Genomic DNA, 25,866 nt, shown 5'->3' on the forward strand with positions numbered 1-25,866 from the left:
GCCGGACCGGATCCGCCCGCCGCGGGCGCCGTCCGACATGCCACCCCCACCCGCCCGCCTTAGCATCCCAGGTGTACCGATCCGCCCTTGTTCACCCCGATATGCCCTGATCTGCCTGACCCGGCCTGGGAGAGCGACAGCATGGTCAACCCGGCACTCGTCGATCCGGCCACCATCCGCGCGACCGCGGCCGAGGCCTGGATCCGCGCCCATCCCGTCCTGCGGAACTACCGGGCCCTGTACGCCCAGGCCCTGGACGAGGCCGACCCGGGCTACCTCGGCGGCTTCGGCGTCTTCCGCCACACCGCCCGCCCGGCCGGGCCCGCCGACACCGACGCCGTCACCCCCGACAACGACACCCTCCCCTCCCGCGCCTGGCTCGACCTGCGCGCCGAACCCTGGGTGCTCTCCGTCCCCGCCACGGATGACTACCGCGTCCTCGCGGTGCACGAACTCGACACCCTGCCGGCCGGTCTGATCGGCTCCCGGACCACCGGCCAGGGCGCCGGGGACTTCCTGGTGGCCGGTCCCGACTGGCGGGGCCAGCCCCCGCCGGGCATCACCGGAGTGATCCGCACCGCCACCCGGCTGGTCGGCGTCGTCGGCCGCACCCGCCTGCCCGGGAACACCCCCGCCGACCTCGCCGCACTGCGGGCCGTCCAGGAGCAGTACCGGCTGCGCCCGCTGCACGAGTACGCGGGCACCCCGGCGCCCGCCCCGGCCCCCGAGCCGGTCTGGCCGGTCTGGCGCGACGAGGTCCCGGAGGGTGTCGAGTTCCTCACCTTCCTCGACTTCCTGCTCGGCTTCTTCCCGCCGACCGACGCGCTCCCGCCCGCCGAGACCGCGCTGCGCGGCCGCCTCACCGACCTCGGCGTCGACGGCCGCGGCGAGTTCGAGCCCGCCGCCCTGCCGCTGGAGGTGCGGGCCGAACTCGGCCGCGGGATCGCCGACGGCCGGGCCCGGCTGACCCGGGCGGTCGCCGAACTCCGTGACTCCGCAGGCCTCTTCGGCACCCGCGAGGAAGTCGGCGGGGACTTCCTCCGGCTGGCCGTCGCCGCCGAGCTCGACCCCTACGGACTGCCCGCCGAGGAGGTCTGGTACGGCCGTTGGGCGGCGGACAGCGAGGGCCACCGTCCGCCGAACGCCGCCGACCGCGACTACCTGATCCGCTTCGCCCCGGACGCCCTGCCGCCGGCCCGCTTCTTCTGGTCCGCGACCATGTACGCGCTCCCCGGGCACCGGCTGGTCGACAACACCCTGGACCGCTACTCGGTCGGCGGCGACACCCCCGGCCTGGTCCGCGACCCCGACGGCGGCCTGACCCTCTACGTCCAGCACAAGCGCCCCGCTAACGCCGAGCACTCCGCCAACTGGCTGCCCGCCCCGGACGGCCCGTTCGCCGTGGTGCTCCGGATCCACGGCCCGGAGGCCGCCGTACTGGACGGCCGCTGGCAGCCCCCGCCGCTCACCCCGCGCTGACCCCCGCCCCCCTGCCCCCAGCCCCACCGCCGCCCCACCGCCCCACCGCCGCCGACCCGACGAAGGACCCCCGATGAACCTGCCCGAGCTGGAGGCCCTGGCCGCCGACGCCTACGTCTACGGCTACCCGCTCGTCGCCGGCCTCACCATGGTCGAGCGCTTCGCCAAGGGCGGCCTGGGCACCCTCCCGGCGGCGCCGTTCAACCACTTCAGCCACGCCACCCGGCTGGCCGGCCCGGGCGACCACTTCGTCTCGGTCAACAACGACACCATCTACTCGATCGCCCAACTGGACCTCTCCGAGGGCCCGCAGGTGCTGCACGTGCCGGACACCGCCGGCGCCTACTACGTGCTGCAGTTCATCGGGGCCTGGACGGACAACGTCGCCTACCTCGGCAGCCGCGCCACCGGCACCGCGGCGCAGACCTGGCTGGTCGTCCCGCCGGACTGGCACGGCACCGCGCCGGACCCGGACCGGGTGATCGAACTGCCCACCACCGTCGGCACGATCGTCGGCCGGTTCGCCTGCGACGGCCCGGACGACCTGCCCCGGGTCAAGGCCCTCCAGGCCGCGCTCGCCCTGGAGCCGCTGGAGCCCGGCGGCCTGCCCGCCGGAGTGCCCGAGCCCGACCCGGACGTCCCCGAGCGGCTGGCCTTCTTCGAACGCCTGCGGGTGTGGATGCAGGCCTTCCCGCCGGCCACCCCCGACATCGAGTACCAGCGCCGCTTCGCCCCGCTCGGCCTGCTGGACGACGGCGCCTCGCCGTACCGCGCCGCCGCCGCCGAGTGGACCCTGGCGCTCGCCAAGGGCCTGGCCGCCGGGCGGGAGCGGGTCGAGGACGCGACCCGCCCGCCCGAGGACCACCCGCTCGGCGAGTGGCGCTCGGCGCTCCACCTCTTCGACTACAACCTCGACCACCTGGGGCCCGGCACCCTGGACGACCCCGAGTGGCGCATCCCCGACCGCCGCGCCGCCTACCTCAGCCGGGCCGCCGCCGCCCGGGCCGGCCTGTGGGGCAACCACGCCTACGAGGCCTCGTACGCGATGACCTACGACGACTCCGACGGCCGCCCGCTCACCGGCGCCAACAGCTACACCCTCCGCTTCGAGCAGCCCCCGCCGGCCGAGGCCTTCTGGTCCGTCACGATGTACTCGGTGCCGGACTACTACCTGGTGGAGAACCCGGTGGACCGCTACTCGATCGGCGACCGCACCCCCGGCCTGGTCTACGGCCCGGACGGCTCGCTGACCGTGACCCTCCAGCACGAGCAGCCCGAGGACCCGACGGCCGCCGCCAACTGGCTCCCCACCCCGCTCGGCGAGTTCCGCCCGATCATCCGGCTCTACCGGCCGAAGCCGTCGGTCCTGGACGGCACCTACCAGATCCCCCCGATCCACCGCCGCTGACACCCACCCCACCCCGACGCCCGGCGCGCCCGCTCCACGCGGCCCGGCGGCCCGCCTCCCTAGTGCCCCGCCGCAGCCCCCGTCGGGTGCGGTGAGGCACCGGCCGTCGGGGACGCCGTGGTCGCGGGTGGGCTGCTCGGCGGTCCGGAGGGGGACGGCGGGACCGTCCGGCTCGGCGTCGAGGTGGGCTGGGCCGAGGCCGTCGTCGAAGGGGACGCCGGCGAGGAGGGCGAGGCCGAGGCCGACGAAGGCCCCGAGGGCGAAGGCCCGGAGGAAGGCCCGGACGAGGGCTGCGACGAGCTCCCCGACGAGGGCTGCGACGAGGGCTGCGACGAGGGCTCCGCCGAGGAGGACGCGGAGCCGCCCCGGTTCTGCGGTCCGCCCTCCAGGGTGACCACCGCCTGGGAGGGCGGCAGCGCGATCCGGGCGGTCCAGTGGGTGGTGGGCGCGAGGTCCTCGTCCACGGTGACGATCACGGTGATCCGTTGCCCCGGCGCCAGCGTCCCCGAGTCGCGGCTGAGCCGGAGCCAGCCGGCGTCCGTCACCGCGTGCCAGCGGATCTCCGTGGTGCCGGAGTTGGTGAGGGTGAGCACCGTCCGGCTGCCGTACTCCCCGGCCTCGACGGTGAGCAGCCCGGCGGGCGCCGGGTCGACCGTGCCCGGCGCGGAGGCCCGTTCGACCGCGGGGGCCGGGGCGGCGACCAGGGTGGGGCTGCCGAGCGGGGTCGCGCCGTGGGCCGGCACCGGGACCAGCGGGCCCTGGAGGGTGAGCCGCGGAAAGCCGGGCAGCAACGTTTCTGCGCCCCTTCCGCCACCGGCGTCACCCGCCCCGCCGCCGCCCGCACCCGCCAGCTCCAGCCCGGGCATCCCCGCGACCGCGCCCACCCCGGCCGACCACGGCGGCCGCTGCCCGGCGTCCGACCCGGCCCCGTCCACCCGCACCGCCGACACCGAGGCCGCCGCCCCCGCCCCGGCGCCGCCCCGGTGCCCGGCCCAGAGCGCCACCACCGGCGCCGCCAGGACGGCCGCGAGCACCCCGGTGGTCACCACCCGCCGACGGACCGCCAGGCTCCGGCCCGCGTCCGGCGCCCGGTGCCGGGGGAAGCCGCCGTGGTCGAAGCGCAGCCCCGGCTCGGCCGCCACGGCACCCCGCCGCCCGGCAGCCCCGGCCGTCGCGGGCTGCGCCGCGCCGCCCGCCGGGGACAGGCCCGCCCCGCCCACCGGGGCCGGCGCCGTCAGCAGCGGCAGCCCCGACAGTCCGGACGCGCCCTCCGCCGCTCCGCCGGCGGCCACCCGCTCCGCCGTCCCCCGGCAGGTCGGGCAGTCCACCACGTGCTGCACCAGCTCCCGCCGCAGCGCCGGGCCGAGCACCCAGTCCCGCCAGGACTCGGCCCCGGCCCCGCCCAGCCGGTCCAGCTCGGGGCAGCTGCCCACCCCGAGCACCAGCAGCGCCGCCCTGGTCCGGGCCACCTCGGCCTCGGCGGCGGCGAGCAGGGCCCGGGTCCGCTCGAACGGCAGGCCCAGGACGGCCGCCACCTCCAGCGGGGTCAGCCGGTGCCGGACGGAGAGTTCCAGCGCCTCGCGCTGCTCCGGGTCCGTACCGGCCGCCTCCGGCCAGGCGAGCGAGGCCAGCTCGCGCCGCCGCCGGACCGCCTCGGCCCCGGTCGGCTCCGCCCCGGGCTCAGCACCCGGGCCCGGGCAGGTCCCGTCCACCGGCCCGGTACCGTCCACCGGCCCGGGCCCGCCCTCCGGGCAGGCCCCGTCCGCCAGCCGCCGCAGGCAGCAGTACCGGGCCAGCGAGAAGAGCCAGGCCCGGACCAGTCCGGGCTCGGCCAGCCGGTTGCCGTGCCGTCGGGCCAGTTCGCGGACCTCGCGCAGGGCGCCGGCGGCCGCGTCGTGCTCGCACAGCACCGAGAGGCAGTAGGTGAACAGGCCGTCCACCTGCCGGTCGTACGCCGCGAGCACGGCGTCCGCAGCCCCGACGGGCCCAACAGTTCGCGTTGTCACCCGACCGACGGTAGGAGCAGCGGGCGGCCCGCCCCCGCCGTTCACCGCGTATGTACTTCTTTCGGGTAACAACATCGCCCATCTGTGTGGGTGCGCGCCCGGTCCGGCGGTGGTCCGCCGCTGTCACACCCAGCCGCTACCGTGGGCCGCATGCCTCCGCGTTCCAAGACCACCGCCAAGCCGCGCCCGGCCTACCGCTGCACCGAGTGCGGCAACCAGCTGCCCAAGTGGGTCGGCCGCTGCCCGGAGTGCAACGCCTGGGGCACGGTCGAGGAGTACGGCGCGGTGCCGATCCGCACCACCGCCGCGGGCCCGGTCAGCGCGCCCGCCCGGCCGATCGCCCAGGTGGACGGCCAGGTCGCGACGGCCCGCTCCACGGGCGTGCCGGAGCTCGACCGGGTGCTCGGCGGCGGACTGGTGCCCGGCGCGGTGGTGCTGCTGGCCGGCGAGCCCGGCGTCGGCAAGTCCACCCTGCTGCTGGACGTCGCCGCCAAGGCGGCCACCGACCGGCACCGCACCCTCTACGTCACCGGCGAGGAGTCGGCCGGGCAGGTCCGGCTGCGCGCCGACCGGATCAACGCCCTCTCCGAGCACCTCTACCTCGCCGCCGAGCAGGACCTCGGCGCGGTGCTGGGGCACATCGAGGCGGTCAACCCCGGCCTGCTGGTCCTGGACTCCGTGCAGACCATCGCCTCCGCCGAGCTGGACGGCGCCCCCGGCGGCCCGGCCCAGGTCCGCGAGGTGGCGGGCGCGCTGATCCGGGCCTCCAAGGACCGGGGCATGGCCACCCTGCTGGTCGGCCACGTCACCAAGGACGGCCAGATCGCCGGCCCCCGCCTGCTGGAGCACCTGGTGGACGTGGTGCTGAGCTTCGAGGGCGACCGGCACGCCCGGCTGCGCCTCATCCGCGGGGTCAAGAACCGCTACGGCGCCACCGACGAGGTCGGCTGCTTCGAGCTGCACGACGAGGGCATCGTCGGCCTGGCCGACCCGTCCGGCCTCTTCCTGACCAGGCGTGACAAGCCCGTCCCGGGCACCTGCCTCACCGTCACCCTGGAGGGGAAGCGCCCGCTGGTCGCCGAGGTGCAGGCGCTGATGGTGGATTCGCAGATCCCCTCCCCGCGGCGCACCACCTCGGGCCTGGAGTCGCCCCGGATCGCGATGATCCTGGCCGTGGTCGAGCGGCACGGCGGGGTGAAGCTCGGCAAGCAGGACATCTACACCGCGACGGTCGGCGGGGTGAAGCTGACCGAGCCCTCCGCCGACCTCGCGGTCGCGCTCGCGGTGGCCAGCTCCTCCACCGACACCCCGCTGCCCAGCAACCTGGTGGCGATCGGTGAGGTCGGCCTGGCGGGCGAGGTGCGGCGGGTGACGGGTGTGCAGCGCCGGCTGGCCGAGGCGCACCGGCTGGGCTTCACCCACGCCCTGGTCCCGCCGGACCCGGGCAAGGTGCCGCCGGGCATGAAGGTGGTCGAGGTGGCCGACATCGGTGAGGCGCTGCGGGCCATCCCGGGCCGCCGCCGGGCCGCCGCCAAGCCGCGCTCCGAGGCCCGCGGGGAGGCCCGTACCGAGGCGCGTGGTGAGGCCCCGTCGGCCCCGCCGGCGCCCCGCGCACCCCGGGTCCCGGCGTACCCGGAGGAGCTGATGGACGGCTGGGAGCCGCTCGACTCCGACGAACTGCGCTGACCCAAGCCCTGCCGAAGCCGCACGCAGTTAGACTTTCCCCAGTCTCATTGGCCAGTAGGCAGTACCGGAGCGGTACTGAGCGACAGAGCAACAGACCGCGGACCGGCGCACGGCGCGAGGCGCGCGGCACGGGGTCGACCGGAGGAGTCACGTGGCAGCCAGCGACCGGGGGGCGGACAAGGCCTCCCGTGAGGAGGCCCTGCTGCGGGCCTCCCTCACCGCCATCGCGCCCGGTACCGCGCTTCGTGACGGACTGGAACGGGTCCTGCGGGCCAACACCGGCGGCCTGATCGTGCTGGGCTTCGACCGCACCGTCGAGTCCCTGTGCACCGGCGGCTTCGTCCTGGACGTCGAGTTCAGCGCGACCCGCCTGCGCGAGCTGTGCAAGCTCGACGGCGCGGTGGTGCTGGACAAGGACATCACCAAGATCGTCCGGGCCGGCGTCCACCTGATGCCGGACTCCACCATCCCCACCGACGAGACCGGCACCCGCCACCGCACCGCCGAGCGGGTCAACCGGCAGACCGGCTACCCGGTGGTCGCGGTCTCGCACTCGATGCGGCTGATCGCCATGTACGTCAACGGCACCCGCCGGGTGCTGGAGGACTCCACCACGGTCCTCTCCCGCGCCAACCAGGCGCTGGCCACCCTGGAGCGCTACAAGCTGCGCCTGGACGAGGTGGCCGGCACGCTCTCCGCCCTGGAGATCGAGGACCTGGTGACGGTCCGGGACGTCACCGCCGTGGCCCAGCGCCTGGAGATGGTCCGGCTGATCGCCACCGAGATCGCCGGTTACGTGCTGGAGCTCGGCATCGACGGCCGCCTGCTCTCGCTCCAGCTGGACGAGCTGATCGCCGGTGTGGAGCCGGAGCGCGAACTGGTCGCCCGGGACTACTTCCCGGAGCGCGCCGCCAAGAAGGGCCGCACGGTCACCGAGGTGCTGGCCGACCTGGAGGCGCTCACCCACGCCGAGCTGCTGGACCTGCAGACGGTCGCCAAGGCGCTCGGCTACTCCGGCACGCCGGAGTCCCTGGACTCCGCCGTCTCCCCGCGCGGCTACCGCCTGCTGGCGAAGATCCCGCGCCTGCCCAACACGGTGATAGAGCGCCTGGTCGAGCACTTCGGCGGACTGCAGAAGCTGCTCGCGGCCAGCATCGACGACCTGCAGACGGTCGAGGGCGTCGGCGAGACCCGGGCCCGCTCGGTCCGCGAGGGCCTGTCCCGCCTTGCCGAATCGTCCATCCTGGAGCGCTACGTCTGACCGGACGCGCAGCGGACCGCGAACGGCCCCCGGAGAAACGCTTCCCCGGGGGCCGTTCCGCGTTCCGGGGCCCCGGAACGCGGGCCCGGACGGGCCGACGGGTCGACGGGCCGACGCACGGAGCCCCCGACCGCTCGGCGGCCGGGGGCTCCGTAGGGACGTGACGGACGCTCAGTTGTCCAGTCGGATCGAGGTCCGGGCCGACACCTTGTCGCCGGAGAGCCCGGTGAGCTCTGCCAGCACCACGTACGTCCCGTTCGCCGGGGCGGTCTGGTCGGCGGTCGCGCACTGCGGCTTGCTGCGGCTGCGGTCCCAGGTGAAGGTCTCGGTCTGGCTGCCGTTCGCCGGGATCTGCACCCAGATGTTGCCCTTGTCGGGCGGGCAGTCGCCGGAGGACCAGACCCGGTCGTTGTTGCTGCCGCTGCTGACCGTGATCACGGAGGCGGTGCGGCCCAGGTCCACCCGGCAGTTGGCGCCGGAGGAGTTCTTGACCGTGAGCGCCAGCTTGGGCTTGTCCTTGGGCTGGTACGAGTTCTGGGTGCCGGCCAGCTCCAGGGCGACCTGCGAGGAGGAGCAGACCGGGAGCGCCATCACCTCGGCGGTGTTCACCGCCGGGGCGCCACCGCCCGAGCCGCCGGTCCCGCCGGGCGCCGGGCTGCCGCCGCCGGTACCGCCCGAGCCGCCCGTACCGCCACCCCCGCCGGGCGCACCGGCCCCGCCCGAACCGGAGCCCGAGCCGCCCGAGCCGCCGGCGCCGCCACCCGTGGCACCGCCGCTGAGGCCGACCTCGCTGCCGCCGCCGCTGGCCACCGGCCCGCCGCCGGAGCCGCCGCCGGCCGGGTGCGCCGCAGGGCCGCTCGGCGAGGCGCCGGGCGTGATCGCCTGAGCGGGTGTCTGGCTCTGGGACGGCACGGCCTGCGCGGCCTTGCTCGATGAGCCGCCGTCACCACCCCCGCCCTGATCGGTCATCAGCCAGGCGATCAGGGCGACGACCGCCGCGACGGCGACGAGCACGACGACACGCCGACGCCAGTAGATCGAGGCCGGCAGCGGTCCCACGGGTTGACGCAAAGAGGGCACGATCAAACTCTATGGGACTGCGTGTGGCGATTGACTCACCAACACCGCACAGTAGCCCCTTCTTTCACATGATCCGCCATTTGATCCGTTCGAGGGAGACCCTTCACCCGGATGCCCGGGCGGGAACCGAGGAGAGAGCGACGGAGAACGGCCCGTCCGGAGCCCCCGCATCCGCTTCGGCCCGGCTCCACGGCCGTGGGAGGATCGAAGGGCCATGACTGCCATCACCGCCACCGAAGCCGCCCCCGCGCCGCCCCTGCCGCTGCCGCTGCTGCACTCGACCGTCATCGACTGGTACGAGGCCAGCAAGCGCGACCTGCCCTGGCGGACCCCCGACGCGACGCCCTGGGCCGTCATGGTGAGCGAGTTCATGCTCCAGCAGACCCCGGTGAAGCGGGTGCTGCCCGCCTGGCAGGCCTGGATGACCCGCTGGCCCACCCCCGCGGACCTCGCCGCCGAGGCGCCCGGCGAGGCGGTCCGGATGTGGGGCCGGCTGGGCTACCCGCGCCGCGCACTGCGCCTGCACGGGGCCGCCGTGGCGATCACCGAGGAGCACGGCGGCGAGGTCCCGGACGACCACGCCACGCTGCTCTCGCTGCCCGGGGTGGGGGAGTACACCGCCGCCGCCGTCGCCTCCTTCGCCTTCCGCCAGCGGCACGTGGTGCTGGACACCAACGTCCGCCGGGTCTTCGCCCGCGCGGTGACCGGCGTCGAGTACCCGGCCACCGCCACCACCGCCGCCGAGCGCCGCACCGCGACCGCGCTGCTGCCGGACGACGCCGCGACGGCCGCCACCTGGGCGGTCGGCGTGATGGAGCTGGGCGCCCTGGTCTGCACCGCCCGCGGCCCGGAGTGCGGGCAGTGCCCGCTGTTCACCGTCTGCGCCTGGCAGCGGGCCGGCCGCCCGCCGTACGAGGGCCCGGCCCGGCGCGGCCAGACCTACGAGGGCACCGACCGCCAGGTGCGCGGCAAGCTGCTCGCGGTGCTGCGCGAGGCGCACGGCTCCGTCCCGCAGGCCCGGCTGGACGCGGTCTGGCCGGACGCGGTGCAGCGCGCCCGGGCCCTGGACGGCCTGGTCGCCGACGGCCTGGTCGAACCGGTCGAGCAGGGCGTCTACCGACTGCCCCGGTAGGAACGGAACGGCGCCCCCGGGAGGTCCTCTCCCGGGGGCGCCGTCGTCCGTGCGGAGCGGGTCAGACCGCCGCGGCCTCCAGCGAGGCCTCGGCCGGCTTCTCGCCCTTGCCGGTGCCGCGCAGCGGCACCTCGCGCAGGAACACCGCCGCGGCGATGGAGATCACGGCCACCCCGGCGCCCCACAGGAAGACGGTGTGCATGCCGTTGGACACCGCGTGGTGGTAGGCGTCCTGGACGACCTCGGGCAGCTTGCGCAGCTCGGCCGGGCTCATCTGGCCCGGGTCCTTCGCCCCGCCGCCGGCCGAGGCCTGCTCGCCCAGGCGCGAGGTCATGGTGTCCTTCACCCGGTTGTTGAACAGGGCGCCGAACAGCGCGACACCGAAGGAACCGCCGATGGTGCGGAACAGGGTGGCGGTGGAGCTGGCCACGCCCATGTCCTTGAGCTCGACGCTGTTCTGCGCGACCAGCATGGTGATCTGCATCAGGAAGCCCATGCCGGCGCCGAGCACGACCATCCAGCAGGCCGAGGTGAAGCTGCTGGTCCCGACGCCCATGGTGGAGAGCAGGAGCATGCCGCCGGTCATCACGACGGTGCCGATGATCGGGAAGACCCGGTACTTGCCGGTCTTGGTGACGGCCTGGCCGACCACCAGCGAGACGACCAGCATGCCGAACATCATCGGCATCAGCAGCAGGCCGGAGTTGGTCGCCGAGGCGCCCTGGACGATCTGCTGGTAGAGCGGCAGGAAGACGGTCGAGCCGAACATCACGAAGCCGACCACGAAGCCGATGATCGAGACCAGGGTGAAGTTCAGGTTCTTGAACAGGCTCAGCGGCAGCATCGGCTCCTGGGCCCGCTGCTCGACGTAGCAGAAGGCGATCAGCGAGGCGACGGCGAGCGCGGCCAGGCCGAGGATCTCCTTGGAGCCCCAGGCGTACTGCTGGCCGCCCCAGGTGGTGATCAGCACCAGCGAGGTGATGCCCGCGGTGAGCAGCACGGCGCCCGGGTAGTCGATCCGGGCGGTGTTGGTGACCTTCGGCAGCTTGAGGGTGACGATGACGACGGCGAGGGCTATCAGGCCGAGCGGCAGGTTGATGTAGAAGGTCCAGTGCCAGCTCAGGTGGTCGGTGATGAAGCCGCCGACCAGCGGGCCGCCGATGGTGGCGAGGGCCATCACGGCGGCGAACATGCCCTGGTACTTGCCGCGGTCACGCGGCGGGACGAGCGCACCCATGATCGACATGACGCCGACCATCAGACCGCCGGCGCCGAGGCCCTGCACGGCGCGGAAGCCGATCAGCTCGTTCATGTTCTGGGACAGGCCGGACAGCGCCGAACCCACCAGGAAGATCACGATCGAGGTCAGGAAGACGCCCTTGCGACCGTACAGGTCGCCGAGCTTGCCCCAGATCGGGGTGGAGGCGGCGGTGGCCAGGGTGTACGCGGTGACCACCCAGGAGAGGTGCTCGGCACCGCCGAGGTCACCGACGATGGTCGGCATCGCGGTGCCGACGATCAGGTTGTCGAGCATGGCGAGCAGCATCGTGACGACCAGGCCGACCATCACGAGGCGGATCTCGCGGGGCGACCGCGGCTGTTCCTCCTCGGTCGCCTTGTCCTCCGGTACCGGGCCGGCGGTCTTGGACTGTGACATGGGGTGGGGTCTCCCGAGGGTGTTTCGGACGGGCCTCGCGCCGCCTGTGCGGATCACTTACTTGACGCCCGGCTAGTTTATCGATCGTCGGCACGGTAGGCTTTTTACTAGCCGGTCGTCAAGCCAGTTTTAAGACCGGGCGCCTGGGCAGGGACAATGGGCCCGGGGCGGACGCCACCCTGGGTCCGCAGCAGTCACCCCAGCAGTCACCCCAGTAGTCACCGACGCAGTCAACGAGGCAGGCCATGGGCACTCCGCACAGCCCCCGCAGCGACACCCGGGCTCGCATCATCGAGGTGTCGTTGGAGCTCTTCTCGGAGCAGGGCTACGAGCAGACCTCGCTGCGTGAGATCGCCGACCGACTGGGCGTCACCAAGGCCGCGCTGTACTACCACTTCAAGACCAAGGACGACATCGTCCTGGGCATCGTCGAGCGGATGGCCGCGCCGATCGACGAGATCATCGCGTGGGGCCGGGAGCAGCAGTCCTGGAGCCCGGAGATGCGCGACGAGATGATCCGGCGCTACGCGGACGGGATGACCGAGCGGGCCCCGCTGCTTCGCTTCTTCCACGAGAACCAGCCCGCGCTGCGCGACTCCCCGGCCGGGCTGGCCTTCCGGGAGCGCGTGATCACCATGATGCAGCTGGTGCACGGGCCCGACGCCGGGTTCCGGGACCGCCTGCGGGCGACGATGGCGCTGTTCACCGCCCACTCGGCGTTCTTCCTGCTCAAGCAGGACTCCTCCGACGGCGGCGACACCCAGAACGTGTGGGGCGAGAAGCTGTCGCCCGCGGACCTGGAGGAGGCGCTCGAAGCGGCCCGCGAGGTCTCGCTGGAGATCAGCAGCCGGATCGGGCAGCCCGCCCGGGGCTGAGCGGCGGTCCTCAGAACGCCGTGACGCCGTGTCCGGCGAGGTAGGCGATCGGGTCGACCACCGCGCCGTAGCGGTTGCTGGTGCGGATCTCGAAGTGCAGGTGCGGCCCGGTGGAGTTGCCGGTGTTCCCGGACAGCCCGACCCGCCGGCCCGCCGACACCCGGTCACCGGCCGACACCGAGACCGCGGACAGGTGCGCGTACTGCGCGAAGTGCCCGTCGGCCAGCCGCAGGACGACCTCCTTGCCGTAGGCGCCGTCCCAGCCGGCCGAGACCACGGTCGCGTCGCCGACGGCCAGCACCGGCGTGCCGGGGGAGACCGCGAAGTCCACCCCGGTGTGGTACCCGGCGGCGTACCCGGAGTTGGCCACCCCGTACGGATTGCTGGTCGGCGCGTCCGGCGCCGGAGCCGACCAGTCCGGCGCGGGCGCGGGGGCCGGTGCGGCCTCCGGCTGCGAACCGGGCTGCTCGGCGGGCTGCTCGGCGTGCGCGGGCTCCGCGCCCGGCGGGTCGAGCGGCAGCAGGTTGGGCGCCACCGTCACGAAGGCCTGTGCCGAGGCGGCGTCCTCCGGCAGCTTGTACGGGCTCGGTCCGGCCACCTGCACCAGGCCCGGGTCGGGCACCTCCGCCCGCGGGGCGGTGAAGGCCGAGCTGCCCGGCGTGGTCGGCCGTACGGTCTGCGCCGAGGCGCTGCCGGGGGTGGCGACCAGCAGCACGCCCGCCAGCAGCGCGGCGGCCGCCCCGGCCGAGGCCACCGCGTGGTCGCGCTCGGTCCGCTGCCGGCTGCCCGGCAGGGTGGCGTGCCGGGGGGTGGTGAGCAGGCGCAGCGGCGGTACGGCGCGGCTGCGCAGGGCCTGGGTGATCCGCGGCTGCCAGACGGCCGCCTGGGCCGTCGCGCGGACGGCGAGCCGGCGCAGGGCCGGCCCCACGGGCGGGACGTTGGACATCGCGGGTCGTACCTCACGGTCGTACGGGGGCAGCACGGAACGCCCGGTCGGGCGGTCGGCTGCGCGGGGGAGCACTCAGCTTTAACCGTCACCGAGCGCAGCCCCAAACCCGGCGATGTACTACCCCGCGTAGTCGGCGTGGCGCCGGGGATTCAAGCCGACGGAGTAATGATCATGAGATCGGATCGCCGAGGCCCGACCGGGTCCGCGCAGCGGTCCCGTCCCGCCGACTACTAGGCCCGGTCGTACCGCGCCGAACCGCTGTGACCAGCGCCACCCGGTGCCCGGTGCCCTGGGCCCGGGCCGGGCCGGCCGCCGAAAAAGCGTCCGGCCCGCCCCCGCGCGGTGGCGGGGGCGGGCCGGACGTGGAGAACTCAGTGCCGCGCGATCACGGCCTGACCGTCAGGGACGATCAGTTGTCGACCGGGCGGACCCGGATCCAGGTCTCCAGGTAGTTCGCGGACTCGTTCTCGACCTCGATGCTGGTGCCGGTCTTCGGCACGTCCACACCGGCGTACGGGTTGTCCTTCGACCACCAGGACTTCAGGTCGGAGAACTCGTCGACGCCCTTGGACTTCGGGATGACGGTCTCGGCGTCGGCCTTGTGCAGGGTCAGCGCCGGGACGCGGCGCGAACCGAAGGTCGAGTCGAAGCCCTGCATGCGCGGACGCATCAGGGTGCCGTCGGACCACTTGATCGGGGTCGGGTGCGAGTCGACCGGCAGGACCAGGCCGTGGCCCGGGTGGGCGCTGACGTTGTTGTCGGTCTGCGACTCGTCCCAGTACCAGATCAGCAGGCCGGGCTGGTACGAGTAGTGCTCGACCCAGTTGGGCTTGGCGGCCGAACCGAAGTTGTACGGGCCGGTCTTGAGGGTCTGGTCGAACGACACGTACTGCTTGTTCTCCGCGATGTAGTACTGCGCGTAGTCCTTGGTGTACGAGCCGCCGAAGCGGGTGAAGCCGGCGGCGGTCCAGCCGTTGTCGCCGTTCTCCACGTCGTCGCTGAACACGGTGGCGCCGTCGGCGACCACGGCGATGTTGTCCGCCGCGAAGCCGCGGTAGTGCAGACCGCCGTCAGTGGTGTTGTGGTAGCGGAACTGGATCTTCTTGCCGGCGTAGGCGTCCAGGTTGAACGACAGGTCGCCCCAGGCGGCGGTGAGGCCGCTGAGGGCCGGGCGGCCGTTCTCCTTCGGGAGGGCGGCGCCGTTCCAGGTGCCGTCCACCACGGTCCAGGTCTTGCCACCGTCGGTGGAGACCTCGCCGAAGGTGTAGTCGAAGTCCGGCTCCAGCTCGTACCAGGCCTTGGCGTTGATGCTGGCCTTGGCCTTGCCGGTCAGGTCGATCTCGCGGGTCAGCGTGACGTTCAGGTTGTCGGCGCTGCCGCTCCACCACTCGCTGTTGCCGGCGAAGGGCTTGTTGATGTCGGTGGTGATGCTCTTCTTCGGCAGGTCGACGATGAGCGCCTGCGGAAGGTCGGTGTTGTACTCGACCGGGCCGATGTGGTGGGTCGACTCGGTGCCCGCCTTGGCGCGGTCGGCCTTGAGCCAGCCGAGCTGGTACTTGCTCCAGGCGTCGAGGTCGTTCGGCATGTCGCCGATGCTGTCCTTGCCCTCGCCGAGCCAGGAGCCGGAGGACATCAGGGACCAGAAGCCGACCGAGTTGTCGATGCCCTTGCCGGCGGTGTCGTAGAGGTCCGGCAGACCGAGGTCGTGGCCGTACTCGTGCGCGAAGACGCCGAGGCCGCCGTTCTCCGGCTGCATCGTGTAGTCGCCGATCCAGAGGCCGGTGTTGCCGACCTGGACGCCGCCGAGCTTGTTGTTGTCCGGGCCGGCCTGGCCGGTCAGGTTGCCGTAGACGTACGAGCGGTGCGCCCACAGGGCCTTGCTGCCCTGCTTGCCGCCACCGGCCGACTTGTCCTCACCGGCGTGCACGATCTGGAAGTGGTCGATGTACCCGTCGGGCTGGTTGAAGTTCCCGTCGTGGTGCGAACCGTAGCGGTCCCACTGGTCGTACTGGGCCAGCGTCGCCTTGACCTGGGCGTCGGTCTGACCCTTCGCCAGCTGGTCCTTGTACCAGATGTCGACGGCGTCGCGGATCAGGTCCTGGGCGCTCGCGCAGACGTTGGAGCCGCAGTAGTCGGAGCCGTACCGGGCCTCGTTCCACGGCACCCGGACCCAGTCCGAGACCACGCCGTCGACCGAGTAGCGGCCCGAGGACTGCTTCTCGTAGAAGGTCTTCAGCGAGGGCTTGTCCTTGGCGAAGTACAGGTCCTGGTAGTGCTGCTGGTTGTAGTCGGCCTGCCAGGCGGTCGAGTTGTTCGTGGCGCGGTCGGGCGCTGCGATCTCGTTGTGCTTGGGGCCCGGGTCGCCGCCGTACTTGACCTTGCCGTCGGCGGTCTTGGTGGTGTTGTCGACCTGGTCGCTGAAGTCGACCAGGATCGTGAAGATCTTGTCCGTGCGCTCACGGGCGAGCTCGACGTACTTGTCCTTGCCGAGCTTCACGCTGGTGCTGCCGTTGTGCTGCTCGACCTGGGCGGTGCCGTTGAGCAGCTGCTCGGTGGCGGCCTTCTTCTCCGCGTCGACCTTGGCGGTCAGCGGGCCCGGGATGTTGTGCTCGGTGTTCTGGACGGCCTCGGCCGGGTCCTTCGGAACCGGTGCCGAGCCGGCTGCGACGGCGCTGCTCGGGAACAGACCCGCGCCGAGCGTGACTATGACCGCCGCCGCGGTGGTGACCGCTGCGGCTCTCCTGGTGGTCTTCAACGTTGTGACGCCCTCCCCGACCGAGCTGACTCTTGGCCAAGGCCCGGTAAACCAATATGAAAGACAGGTGGACGTCATTTGACCGAAGTGGGGCTGGAAAAGATAGACCTTGACCCTGACATGGCCACGGCGCTATGCTCGCCGATTTCCTGTCAGCTGACGGCTGCTCAGAGAAGGCCTGGTCAGGGCCCCGCACGGGACCCCGGAACGCCACGAGCCCCCGGCGCGAACGCCGGGGGCTCGTGGCTGTGAAGTTGTCTGTTAAATGTTGGTCTACTTCGTCAGGTCCGGACCGGACGAGGCGACCGCGGCCGGGGTGTCCGCGACGGCCGACTTCTCCTCGCCGCGGAAGGTGAACTTGGCGTCCTTGCCCTCGCCGTCCACGTCCACGACCACGATGTGGCCGGCCCGCAGCTCGCCGAAGAGGATCTTCTCGGAGAGGTGGTCCTCGATCTCGCGCTGGATGGTGCGGCGCAGCGGACGGGCACCCAGGATGGGGTCGTAGCCGCGCTTGGCCAGCAGCTTCTTGGCCTCGACGCTGAGCTCCAGGCCCATGTCCTTGTCCTTGAGCCGCTCGTCCACCTTGTCGATCATCAGGTCGACGATCTGGATGATGTCGTCCTCGGACAGCTGGTGGAACACCACGATGTCGTCGACGCGGTTCAGGAACTCGGGGCGGAAGTGCTGCTTGAGCTCCTCGCCGACCTTCGCCTTCATCCGCTCGTACCCGGTCTGGGTGTCACCCGTGGCCGCGAAGCCCAGGTTGAAGCCCTTGGAGATGTCCCGGGTGCCGAGGTTGGTCGTCATGATGATGACGGTGTTCTTGAAGTCGACCACGCGGCCCTGGGAGTCGGTCAGACGACCGTCCTCCAGGATCTGCAGCAGCGAGTTGAAGATGTCCGGGTGGGCCTTCTCGACCTCGTCGAAGAGGACGACCGAGAACGGCTTGCGGCGGACCTTCTCGGTCAGCTGGCCGCCCTCCTCGTAGCCCACGTACCCGGGCGGGGAGCCGAACAGCCGGGAGACGGTGTGCTTCTCGGAGAACTCGGACATGTCGAGCGCGATCAGCGCGTCCTCGTCGCCGAAGAGGAACTCGGCGAGCGTCTTGGACAGCTCGGTCTTACCGACGCCGGACGGGCCGGCGAAGATGAACGAACCGCCGGGGCGCTTCGGGTCCTTGAGGCCCGCACGGGTGCGCCGGATGGCCTGGGAGAGCGCCTTGATGGCGTCCTTCTGGCCGATGACGCGCTTGTGCAGCTCGTCCTCCATGCGCAGCAGCCGGGAGGTCTCCTCCTCGGTCAGCTTGAAGACCGGGATGCCGGTGGCGGTGGCCAGGACCTCGGCGATGAGCTCCTCGTTGACCTCCGCGACGACGTCCATGTCGCCGGCCTTCCACTCCTTCTCGCGCTTGGCCTTGGCCTGCAGGAGCTGCTTCTCGTCGTCGCGCAGGGACGCGGCCTTCTCGAAGTCCTGCGCGTCGATCGCGCTCTCCTTCTCGCGGCGCACGTCGGCGATCTTCTCGTCGAACTCGCGCAGGTCCGGCGGCGCGGTCATCCGGCGGATGCGCATCCGGGAGCCGGCCTCGTCGATCAGGTCGATCGCCTTGTCCGGCAGGAAGCGGTCCGAGATGTACCGGTCGGCCAGGGTGGCGGCGGCGACCAGGGCGGCGTCCGTGATGGAGACCCGGTGGTGGGCCTCGTAGCGGTCGCGCAGACCCTTGAGGATCTCGATGGTGTGCGGCAGCGAGGGCTCGGCGACCTGGATCGGCTGGAAGCGGCGCTCCAGCGCGGCGTCCTTCTCCAGGTGCTTGCGGTACTCGTCCAGGGTGGTGGCACCGATGGTCTGCAGCTCGCCGCGGGCCAGCATCGGCTTGAGGATGCTGGCGGCGTCGATGGCGCCCTCGGCGGCGCCCGCGCCGACCAGGGTGTGCAGCTCGTCGATGAACAGGATGATGTCGCCGCGGGTGCGGATCTCCTTGAGCACCTTCTTGAGGCGCTCCTCGAAGTCACCGCGGTAGCGCGAGCCGGCCACCAGGGCGCCCAGGTCCAGCGTGTAGAGCTGCTTGTCCTTGAGCGTCTCCGGGACCTCGCCCTTGACGATCGCCTGCGCCAGGCCCTCGACCACGGCGGTCTTGCCGACGCCGGGCTCACCGATCAGGACCGGGTTGTTCTTGGTGCGGCGGGACAGCACCTGCATGACCCGCTCGATCTCCTTCTCGCGCCCGATGACCGGGTCGAGCTTGGCCTCGCGGGCGGCCTGGGTGAGGTTGCGCCCGAACTGGTCCAGGACCAGCGAGGTCGACGGGGTGCCCTCGGCGGGCCCGCCGGCCGTGGCCGACTCCTTGCCGCCGCTGGTCTGGTAACCGGAGAGCAGCTGGATGACCTGCTGGCGCACCCGGTTGAGGTCGGCACCCAGCTTCACCAGGACCTGGGCGGCGACGCCCTCGCCCTCGCGGATCAGGCCGAGCAGGATGTGCTCGGTGCCGATGTAGTTGTGGCCGAGCTGCAGGGCCTCCCGGAGCGACAGCTCCAGGACCTTCTTCGCCCGGGGGGTGAAGGGAATGTGACCGGACGGGGCCTGCTGGCCCTGGCCGATGATCTCCTCGACCTGCTGGCGCACGGCCTCAAGGGAAATCCCGAGGCTCTCCAGGGCCTTGGCGGCGACGCCCTCGCCCTCGTGGATCAGACCCAGGAGGATGTGCTCGGTGCCGATGTAGTTGTGGTTGAGCATCCGGGCTTCTTCCTGAGCCAGGACGACAACCCGCCGCGCGCGGTCGGTGAACCTCTCGAACATCGTTTATCGCTCCTCAGAGCGGTCGGGCAGTTCGGGGTCCGTCCCCGCCCTGTCCTTCCGCATGCTAGTCCCGCTCAGCGGCGCGGCCCACGGATTCACTCCCCGGTAGAGGAGCGAGATGCTGCGCGACCAGCCGACACCAATCCCAACCTGATGCTGGGAATCGGTGTTCCCACAGGTGGGCCGGATGCACCGGAAACCGCTACGCCATCGGCGAACAAGCGTCGCCGGGGCGGAGCCGGACCCTCTTCGGCCGGTCGCACATGCTGCCCCTGGACGGGTCGAAGAACCCGTCCACCTGCATTCATACCCGGTATCGGGGCGGTTCTCGCGCAGTTTCCGCGGTGGCGGTGTTCGCCTGGCGAGAAGTCCGGCCGCGGTGACGGTGGTTCGACGGCGGCCGGGGACGGTCGTACGCCATCCCGGGGTGTCCGCGTTACCGCTTCGCCCCTACAGCGTTGCACAGCTCGTGATTGTTCCGCCGCCCGAGCCCGCGCTCCCGGCCGGCCGGGCCGGACAGGGCCCCGGGGCCGCCGGTGCGGCGGCCGGCCCGGTGCGCACCGCGGGGCGCGGAGGTGTCACCTCCGCGCCCCGCGCGTGTGTCGTCGGTGCCGTACGCGGCCGCCGGGGCCCCGCATCCGCTCCGGCGGGCCGGTGGTTGCGCCGGGGTCAGGCCGCGTTGGCCTTGTCGTAGGCCTCGCGGACCGTGCTCGGCACCCGGCCGCGGTCGTTGACCTCCATGCCCTGCTCCTTGGCCCACGCGCGGACCTTCGCGGTGTCGGGAGCGCTGCCGGACGGGCGCGCCGCGGCGGCGCGGCCCGGGCGGCGGGCGCCGGCCAACCGGCCGCTCTGCTTGCGGCCCTTCTCCACGTACGGCGCCAGCAGACCGCGCAGCTTGTCCGCGTTGGCGCTCTTCAGGTCGATCTCGTAGGCAACGCCGTCGAGCGCGAACGTCACCGTCTCGTCCGCCGAACCGCCATCGAGATCGTCTTCAAGAATGACCTGCACCCTCTGTGCCACGGGCTTCCCTTTCCGCTAAACGACCCATTGCCTAAGGAAAGGAAAGCGCCTTTCTGCGGAAAACACAAACCCTTGACCGGCGCGGAGCCGCTCAGAGGTGCAGCAGCATGCGCGAGTTGCCCAGTGTGTTGGGCTTCACCCGCTCCAGGTCGAGGAACTCCGCGACACCTTCATCGTACGAGCGGAGGAGTTCTTCATAGACATCCGTAGCGATCGCCGCCGGGTCTGTCGTACCATCATCGGTTTCCTGGAGCTCCCCGATCTCGACGAAACCGTGTTTCGCGAAGAACGGAACCTCGAACGTCAAGCAGAAAATCCGACGGACGCCCAGCCAGCGGGCGGTCTGCACCAGCTTCTCCAACAGCAGGTGCCCGATCCCGAAGCCCCGGCAGGACGGATCGACCGCCAGCGTACGGACCTCGGCGAGGTCCTCCCACATCACGTGCAGGGCGCCGCAGGCCACCACCGCGCCGTTGTCGTCGCGTTCCGCGACCCAGAACTCCTGGACGGATTCGAACAGTGTGACTGTGGGCTTGTCGAGCAGAATGCCGTCGCGCGAGTAGGTGTCGATGAGCCCGCGTACGGCCCGTACGTCCGTGGTCCGCGCGCGGCGGATGGTGACCTCCATGGCGGGACGTTATCGTGCCGCGCCCGGCGGGGTCTCCCCGGTATCCGCTCCGCCGGTATCCGGGCCGTTCGCGGGGGAATCCGGGGCGGGCTGATCCGCCGCTGGATCGGGCGGGAACAAGGCCGCGACCCGCAAGGCGTCCCGGAGGGCCTCGCGCTGCTCCGGCGACATCAGGCCGAAGAAGTGGACCAGGGCCGCCGCGGGATTGTCGCCGGTGGCCCAGGCGTCGTTCATCAGAGCCGCCGTGTACGCCTCACGCGAGGAGACCGGTTCATATCGATAGGCCCGGCCCACCCGCTCGCGGCGCAACCAGCCCTTTCTGTGCAGCTTGTCCAGGACGGTCATCACCGTGGTGTACGCGATTTCGCGTTCCGACCGCAGATCCAGGAGAACCTCGCGAACCGTCACCGGTCGGTTCCACCGCCACACCCGGGTCATGATGGCGTTCTCAAGTTCGCCGAGTTGCCGGACCATAGTGCGGCCAGGATAGGGAGTGAATGGGGCAAATCTTGTGAAGTGCGCCAAACCGGCGCGCCGCCACCCCCGGGAATCGGGAATGGCGGCGCGGGTGGTTCGGAGCGGCTGACGGCGTCAGTCGATCAGTCGATGTCTTCCTTGGCCTTCTGGGCCCCGCCCTGGCTGCGGAAGATGGCCCGCACCAGGAATCCGAAGCCGATCGCCATGACCAGCGGTGGCACGATCGCGCTGACGTAGTCCATCAGGTCACTCCTCCTCGGTCTTCTCCGCCGCGACGGCGGAAGCCTTCGGCTCCGGCTTCACCAGCGGGAAGAGCACGGTCTCCCGGATGTTCTTGCCGGTCAGCAGCATGATCAGGCGGTCCACGCCGAGGCCCAGGCCACCGGTCGGGGGCATCGCGTACTCCAGGGCGCGCAGGAAGTCCTCGTCCACCTGCATCGCCTCGACGTCGCCGCCGGCGGCCAGCAGGGACTGCGCGGTCAGGCGGGCGCGCTGCTCGACCGGGTCGACCAGCTCGGAGTAGGCGGTGCCGATCTCGGTGCCGAAGATCACCAGGTCCCACTTCTCGGCCACGCCCGCGATCGAGCGGTGCTGGCGGGTCAGCGGGGAGACCTCGGTCGGGTAGTCCTTGATGAAGGTCGGCCGGACGGCGTTCTCCTCCAGCAGGCGCTCCACCATCTCCAGCACGATCTGGCCGTGGCCCCAGTTCTTCTCGAACGGGATGCCGTGCTCGGTGGCCAGCGCGCGCAGCTCCTCGACGGAGGTCTCCGGGGTGACCTCGACGCCCAGGCGGGCGGAGATGCCCGGGTAGACGCTGACCTCCTCCCACGGCTCGGCCAGGTCGATCTCGTGCTCCACGCCGTGCGGGTCGACGCCCTTGATCACCGTGGTGCCCAGGGCGTCCCGGGCGGCGTTGACGATCGTCGCGCGGATCAGCTCGGCCTGGGTGTCGTAGTCGCCGTAGGCCTCGTACGACTCCAGCGAGGTGAACTCCGGGTTGTGGGTGGAGTCCGCGCCCTCGTTGCGGAAGTTGCGGTTGATCTCGAAGACCTTCTCGGCGCCGCCGACCACCAGCCGCTTGAGGTACAGCTCGGGGGCGATGCGCATGTAGAGGTCGATGTCGTACGCGTTGATGTGCGTCTTGAACGGGCGGGCGTTGGCGCCGCCGTGCACCGGCTGCAGCATCGGGGTCTCGACCTCGATGTAGCCGCGGTCCTCGTAGGTGCGGCGGATCGAGCGGACGACCTTGCTGCGCAGGTGCAGGATCTCGCGCGCCTCGGGGTTCACGATCAGGTCGACGTAGCGCTGGCGGACCCGGGCCTCCGGGTCGGTCAGGCCCTTGTGCTTGTCCGGCAGCGGACGCAGGCACTTGGCGGTGAGCTCCCAGCGGTCCACCATCACCGACAGCTCGCCGCGCTTGGAGGTGATCACCTCGCCCTCGACGCCGACCTGGTCGCCGAGGTCGATGTCGGACTTCCAGGCCGCCAGCCGCTCGGCGCCGAGCTTGTCCAGGGAGAGCATCACCTGGAGGTCGCCGGAGCCGTCGCGCAGGGTGGCGAAGCACAGCTTGCCGCCGGTGCGGGACAGGATCACCCGGCCGGTGATGCCGACGCGCTCGCCGGTCGCGGTGTCGGCTTCGAGGTCCGGGTGCTTGGCACGCAGGTCCGCGATGGTGCTGGTGCGGGGGAATCCGACCGGGTACGGGTCGACCCCGGCCGCCCGGAGCCGGTCCAGCTTCTCGCGCCGGACGCGCATCTGCTCGGGAAGGTCGTCGGTCGCGGGGACAAGGCTCTGATCGCTCACCCCACAAGGGTAGCCAGCCGTACGCCGTGCTCCGCGACCGGATGACGCCGGAGGGGAGGCCGTCGGATCGACGGCCTCCCCTCCGGGGCGGGTGCGGGCGGGCTCAGCCGGTGCCGGTGGCGAGTTCGACCTCCTCCTCGTCCCGCCCGGCCTCCGGGGCGGGCCGGGCCGGAGGCTTGGGGCGGCGGCCGAACAGTTCGGCCGGGGTGGGCATCCGGTGCGGGCGGGGCGGGGTCTGCGCGGCGGCGGGCTGCTCCGGGCGCGAGTCCCGGGAGTCGGTGCTGCTCATCGTGATCCGTCCTCCTACAGGGGTGGGGTGACTGCTGGGTGGTGCGGCGGGGTTCGGTACGGCCACCAGGTGGCGCGGGTGCCCGGTGGAGAGCGCCAGGCGCTCGCGGACGGCGGCCTCGGCCAGCGCGTGGCAGCGGCCGGCGAGCCGGGAGCGGCGGGCCCGCTCGCCGTGGCCGCAGGGCTGGCGGGTCAGCCCGCGCAGGGCGGTGAGGTCCTCGGGCCCGGGCAGGTAGCCGTCGGCCACCGCCTCCTCCAGGCGCTCCAGGTAGCCGGCGGCGCTGCCGGGCAGGGCGGCGCGGTAGCGGCCGAGGTCGGCCAGCAGGAAGGCGCGCAGCCGGCCGCCCTCCTGGACGGCCTCGTCGATCGCCTCGGTCAGGCGCAGGGCGTCCTGGACGTCCTCCGCCCACAGTTCGGCGCCCGGCCCGGCGAGCGCCGTCCGGTCGGGCCCCTGGAGGTGGACGGGGACGGCGGGGTGCAGGGCTTGGGCGAGGGCTCGGCGCAGCACGCGGACTTCGTCGGCGCTGAAGGCCATGCCGCCGCGCGATCCGTGTGGCGTAGGCATGGGTTGACACTACGTGAGGAATATCCGATTTGTCGGTAACGTCGCGCGGAATTCCGCTCGGTCGGCCTGCTGGAGAAACCTTTCGCCGAGCCTACGACGCTGCCCCGCGCCCACCGGGTCGGCCGAGTGGCCGGGGGTGCGGGGCAGCGGGGCAGCGGGGCAGCGGGGCAGCGGGGAGACGGGCCGGGTCAGCTCGGCCGGTTGCGCTCGTACACCAGGCGCAGGCCGATCAGGGTCAGCCAGGGCTCGTGCTCGTCGATGGTGGTGGCCTCGCCGAGGACCAGGGGGGCGAGCCCGCCGGTGGCGATCACCTGGACGTCGTCCGGGTCCTTGGCCAGCTCCCGGGCCATCCGCTCGACCAGGCCGTCGACCTGCCCGGCGAAGCCGTAGAGGATGCCGGACTGCATGCCCTCGACGGTGTTCTTCCCGATCACGTTGCGCGGCCGGGCCAGCTCGATCTTGCGCAGCTGGGCGCCGCGGACGCCGAGAGCCTCGACCGAGATCTCGATGCCGGGGGCGATCGCGCCGCCGACGTAGTCGCCGCGCGCGTTGACGGCGTCGAAGGTGGTCGCGGTGCCGAAGTCGACCACGATGCACGGGCCGCCGTACAGGTGGTTGGCGGCCAGCGCGTTGACGATCCGGTCCGCGCCGACCTCCTTGGGGTTGTCCATCAGGACGTGCACCCCGGTCTTCACGCCGGGCTCCACGATCACCGCGGGGACGTCGCCGTAGTAGCGGCGGGTCACCTCGCGGAGCTCGTGGAGCACGGCTGGGACGGAGGAGCAGATCGCCAGGCCCTCCACCGCGGCCTCCCGGACCGCGGTGCGGTTGCCCGTCAACCCGTGCAGCAGTACCGCGAGTTCATCCGCCGTGCGGCGCGGATCGGTGGAGATCCGCCAGTGTTCCACCACTTCCTCGCCGTCGAACAGGCCGAGTGTGGTCTGGGTGTTGCCGACGTCGATGGTGAGGAGCACGGGAACGCTTTCTGCGAGTCGGGACGGGATCGGGGCAGGAACCGCTCTCGACCTGACGGTCAGGCGCGCAGGTCCAGGCCGATGTCCAGGATCGGAGAGGAGTGGGTCAGCGCGCCCACCGCCAGGTAGTCGACACCAGTCTGGGCGACCTCGCGCGCGCCGGCCAGGGTCAGTCCGCCGGAGGCCTCCAGCTTCGCCCGGCCGGCCACCAGCGCGACGGCCTCCTTCAACTGCTCGACGGTGAAGTTGTCCAGCAGGATCAGGTCCGCGCCGGCGTCCAGCACCGGGGGGATCTGCGCCAGCTCGTCCACCTCGACCTCGACCGGCAGCTCCGGGTACGCGGCCCGGACGGCCCGGAAGGCCTCGGCCACGCCGCCCGCGGCGACCACGTGGTTGTCCTTCACCAGGGCGGCGTCCGAGAGCGCCATCCGGTGGTTGGCGCCGCCGCCGCAGCGGACCGCGAACTTCTCCAGGGCGCGCAGGCCCGGGGTGGTCTTGCGGGTGTCCCGGACGACCGCGCCGGTGCCCTCCAGGGCGTCCGCCCAGGCCCGGGTCGCGGTGGCGATGCCGGACAGGTGGCAGAGCAGGTTGAGCGCGCTGCGCTCGGCGGTCAGCAGGTCGCGGGTGCGCGAGCGGACCGACAGCAGCACCTGGCCGGCCTCCACCCGGTCGCCGTCCTGGACGTGCCGCTCGACCTCGAACTCCTCCTCGCAGACCAGCGAGACGACCGCCTCGGCGACCCGCAGGCCGGCCACCACACCGGCCTGGCGGGCGGTGAAGTCGGCGGTGGCGACCGCGTCGGCGGGCACGGTGGCCACCGAGGTGACGTCCTCGCCGCCGGCCAGGTCCTCGGCCAGCGCCAGGGTGGCGATGTCCTCGACCTCGATCGGGTCCAGCCCGGCCTCCTCCAGCAGCTCGGCCAGCTGCGGGTCCAGGCCGGTCTCGTAGCCCTCGCCGTCCCCGCAGGCGCAGCCGTCGCCGCAGCCGCCCTGCTCGGCCAGGGGGAGTTCCTCGTGCGCGTGGGTCATGG

General features: G+C 72.3%; 19 protein-coding genes. 6 read left to right on the top strand and 13 right to left on the bottom strand.

What is annotated here, in order from left to right:
* Positions 1 to 87 precede the first annotated feature (87 nt).
* Both AB0F71_RS00220 and AB0F71_RS00225 read left to right on the top strand, forming a co-directional pair.
* Complete coding sequence (locus AB0F71_RS00220; RefSeq protein ID WP_360225755.1) at positions 88 to 1,479, top strand: DUF1254 domain-containing protein; 1,392 nt, start codon at positions 88 to 90, stop codon at positions 1,477 to 1,479.
* Between the two features lie 73 nt (positions 1,480 to 1,552).
* Positions 1,553 to 2,887, top strand: coding sequence for a DUF1254 domain-containing protein (locus AB0F71_RS00225; protein ID WP_360225758.1), 1,335 nt, complete (start codon positions 1,553 to 1,555; stop codon positions 2,885 to 2,887).
* Positions 2,888 to 2,946: 59 nt separating this feature from the next.
* Here AB0F71_RS00225 and AB0F71_RS00230 read toward each other — a convergent pair whose 3' ends face one another.
* Complete coding sequence (locus AB0F71_RS00230; RefSeq protein WP_360225761.1) at positions 2,947 to 4,893, bottom strand: sigma-70 family RNA polymerase sigma factor; 1,947 nt, start codon at positions 4,891 to 4,893, stop codon at positions 2,947 to 2,949.
* 150 nt (positions 4,894 to 5,043) lie between these two features.
* Here AB0F71_RS00230 and radA point away from each other — a divergent pair, with 150 nt between their 5' ends.
* Both radA and disA read left to right on the top strand, forming a co-directional pair.
* Positions 5,044 to 6,579 (top strand): DNA repair protein RadA, encoded by a 1,536-nt coding sequence (radA, locus tag AB0F71_RS00235; RefSeq protein WP_360225764.1) that lies wholly within the window; start codon positions 5,044 to 5,046, stop codon positions 6,577 to 6,579.
* Positions 6,580 to 6,781: 202 nt separating this feature from the next.
* Positions 6,782 to 7,840 (top strand): DNA integrity scanning diadenylate cyclase DisA, encoded by a 1,059-nt coding sequence (gene disA / locus AB0F71_RS00240; protein ID WP_350745866.1) that lies wholly within the window; start codon positions 6,782 to 6,784, stop codon positions 7,838 to 7,840.
* A gap of 171 nt (positions 7,841 to 8,011) precedes the next feature.
* On the opposite strand, the gene AB0F71_RS00245 is transcribed toward disA, so the two are convergent.
* Positions 8,012 to 8,899: a hypothetical protein gene (locus AB0F71_RS00245; RefSeq protein ID WP_360225767.1), complete on the bottom strand. Its 888-nt coding sequence runs from the start codon at positions 8,897 to 8,899 to the stop codon at positions 8,012 to 8,014.
* A 235-nt stretch (positions 8,900 to 9,134) separates the two neighbouring features.
* On the opposite strand from AB0F71_RS00245, the gene AB0F71_RS00250 reads away from it, so the two are divergent.
* Entirely contained in the window at positions 9,135 to 10,052 is a 918-nt protein-coding gene (locus AB0F71_RS00250; protein ID WP_360225770.1) for an A/G-specific adenine glycosylase, read from the top strand.
* A 61-nt stretch (positions 10,053 to 10,113) separates the two neighbouring features.
* On the opposite strand, the gene AB0F71_RS00255 is transcribed toward AB0F71_RS00250, so the two are convergent.
* A complete protein-coding gene (locus AB0F71_RS00255; protein WP_360225773.1) occupies positions 10,114 to 11,709 on the bottom strand; it encodes an MDR family MFS transporter in 1,596 nt (531 codons plus the stop codon).
* A 245-nt stretch (positions 11,710 to 11,954) separates the two neighbouring features.
* Between AB0F71_RS00255 and AB0F71_RS00260 the strand changes: the two genes are divergently transcribed.
* The gene (locus AB0F71_RS00260) at positions 11,955 to 12,584 is read left to right on the top strand and encodes a helix-turn-helix domain-containing protein (RefSeq protein WP_360225776.1); all 630 of its coding nucleotides are present in this window, start codon (positions 11,955 to 11,957) and stop codon (positions 12,582 to 12,584) included.
* 10 nt (positions 12,585 to 12,594) lie between these two features.
* Here AB0F71_RS00260 and AB0F71_RS00265 read toward each other — a convergent pair whose 3' ends face one another.
* From AB0F71_RS00265 to nadC, 10 genes are all read right to left on the bottom strand, one after another.
* Positions 12,595 to 13,530: a M23 family metallopeptidase gene (locus AB0F71_RS00265; RefSeq protein ID WP_360225779.1), complete on the bottom strand. Its 936-nt coding sequence runs from the start codon at positions 13,528 to 13,530 to the stop codon at positions 12,595 to 12,597.
* A gap of 412 nt (positions 13,531 to 13,942) precedes the next feature.
* Positions 13,943 to 16,288, bottom strand: a complete 2,346-nt coding sequence (locus tag AB0F71_RS00270; protein ID WP_360225782.1) for an immune inhibitor A domain-containing protein — start codon at positions 16,286 to 16,288, stop codon at positions 13,943 to 13,945.
* Positions 16,289 to 16,561: 273 nt separating this feature from the next.
* On the bottom strand, positions 16,562 to 19,081 hold the full coding sequence (locus AB0F71_RS00275) for an ATP-dependent Clp protease ATP-binding subunit (protein ID WP_360225785.1): 2,520 nt from the start codon (positions 19,079 to 19,081) through the stop codon (positions 16,562 to 16,564).
* Positions 19,082 to 19,750: 669 nt separating this feature from the next.
* On the bottom strand, positions 19,751 to 20,101 hold the full coding sequence (locus AB0F71_RS00280; RefSeq protein ID WP_360225788.1) for an Lsr2 family protein: 351 nt from the start codon (positions 20,099 to 20,101) through the stop codon (positions 19,751 to 19,753).
* Between the two features lie 91 nt (positions 20,102 to 20,192).
* Entirely contained in the window at positions 20,193 to 20,729 is a 537-nt protein-coding gene (locus tag AB0F71_RS00285; RefSeq protein WP_360225791.1) for an amino-acid N-acetyltransferase, read from the bottom strand.
* 9 nt (positions 20,730 to 20,738) lie between these two features.
* A complete protein-coding gene (locus AB0F71_RS00290) occupies positions 20,739 to 21,203 on the bottom strand; it encodes a BlaI/MecI/CopY family transcriptional regulator (RefSeq protein ID WP_360225794.1) in 465 nt (154 codons plus the stop codon).
* A gap of 249 nt (positions 21,204 to 21,452) precedes the next feature.
* A complete protein-coding gene (gene lysX, locus AB0F71_RS00295; RefSeq protein ID WP_360225797.1) occupies positions 21,453 to 23,009 on the bottom strand; it encodes a bifunctional lysylphosphatidylglycerol synthetase/lysine--tRNA ligase LysX in 1,557 nt (518 codons plus the stop codon).
* Between the two features lie 103 nt (positions 23,010 to 23,112).
* Positions 23,113 to 23,862: a hypothetical protein gene (locus tag AB0F71_RS00300; RefSeq protein WP_360225800.1), complete on the bottom strand. Its 750-nt coding sequence runs from the start codon at positions 23,860 to 23,862 to the stop codon at positions 23,113 to 23,115.
* Between the two features lie 188 nt (positions 23,863 to 24,050).
* On the bottom strand, positions 24,051 to 24,836 hold the full coding sequence (locus AB0F71_RS00305) for a type III pantothenate kinase (RefSeq protein WP_360225803.1): 786 nt from the start codon (positions 24,834 to 24,836) through the stop codon (positions 24,051 to 24,053).
* Positions 24,837 to 24,895: 59 nt separating this feature from the next.
* Positions 24,896 to 25,864 (bottom strand): carboxylating nicotinate-nucleotide diphosphorylase, encoded by a 969-nt coding sequence (gene nadC, locus AB0F71_RS00310; protein ID WP_360225806.1) that lies wholly within the window; start codon positions 25,862 to 25,864, stop codon positions 24,896 to 24,898.
* Positions 25,865 to 25,866 lie beyond the last annotated feature (2 nt).

Origin of the sequence: Kitasatospora sp. NPDC028055, assembly GCF_040637885.1 — a bacterium.
In the GTDB taxonomy this organism is placed as follows: Bacteria; Actinomycetota; Actinomycetes; order Streptomycetales; family Streptomycetaceae; genus Kitasatospora.

What these genes read in the sequence shown, in the direction of transcription:
- AB0F71_RS00250 (WP_360225770.1), top strand. Translation starts at nt 9,135, where the DNA reads ATGACTGCCATCACCGCCACCGAAGCCGCCCCCGCGCCGCCCCTGCCG.
- nadC (WP_360225806.1), bottom strand. Translation starts at nt 25,864, where the DNA reads ATGACCCACGCGCACGAGGAACTCCCCCTGGCCGAGCAGGGCGGCTGC.
- AB0F71_RS00300 (WP_360225800.1), bottom strand. Translation starts at nt 23,862, where the DNA reads ATGCCTACGCCACACGGATCGCGCGGCGGCATGGCCTTCAGCGCCGAC.
- AB0F71_RS00285 (WP_360225791.1), bottom strand. Translation starts at nt 20,729, where the DNA reads ATGGAGGTCACCATCCGCCGCGCGCGGACCACGGACGTACGGGCCGTA.
- radA (WP_360225764.1), top strand. Translation starts at nt 5,044, where the DNA reads ATGCCTCCGCGTTCCAAGACCACCGCCAAGCCGCGCCCGGCCTACCGC.
- AB0F71_RS00265 (WP_360225779.1), bottom strand. Translation starts at nt 13,530, where the DNA reads ATGTCCAACGTCCCGCCCGTGGGGCCGGCCCTGCGCCGGCTCGCCGTC.
- AB0F71_RS00290 (WP_360225794.1), bottom strand. Translation starts at nt 21,203, where the DNA reads ATGGTCCGGCAACTCGGCGAACTTGAGAACGCCATCATGACCCGGGTG.
- AB0F71_RS00255 (WP_360225773.1), bottom strand. Translation starts at nt 11,709, where the DNA reads ATGTCACAGTCCAAGACCGCCGGCCCGGTACCGGAGGACAAGGCGACC.
- AB0F71_RS00225 (WP_360225758.1), top strand. Translation starts at nt 1,553, where the DNA reads ATGAACCTGCCCGAGCTGGAGGCCCTGGCCGCCGACGCCTACGTCTAC.
- AB0F71_RS00260 (WP_360225776.1), top strand. Translation starts at nt 11,955, where the DNA reads ATGGGCACTCCGCACAGCCCCCGCAGCGACACCCGGGCTCGCATCATC.
- AB0F71_RS00275 (WP_360225785.1), bottom strand. Translation starts at nt 19,081, where the DNA reads ATGTTCGAGAGGTTCACCGACCGCGCGCGGCGGGTTGTCGTCCTGGCT.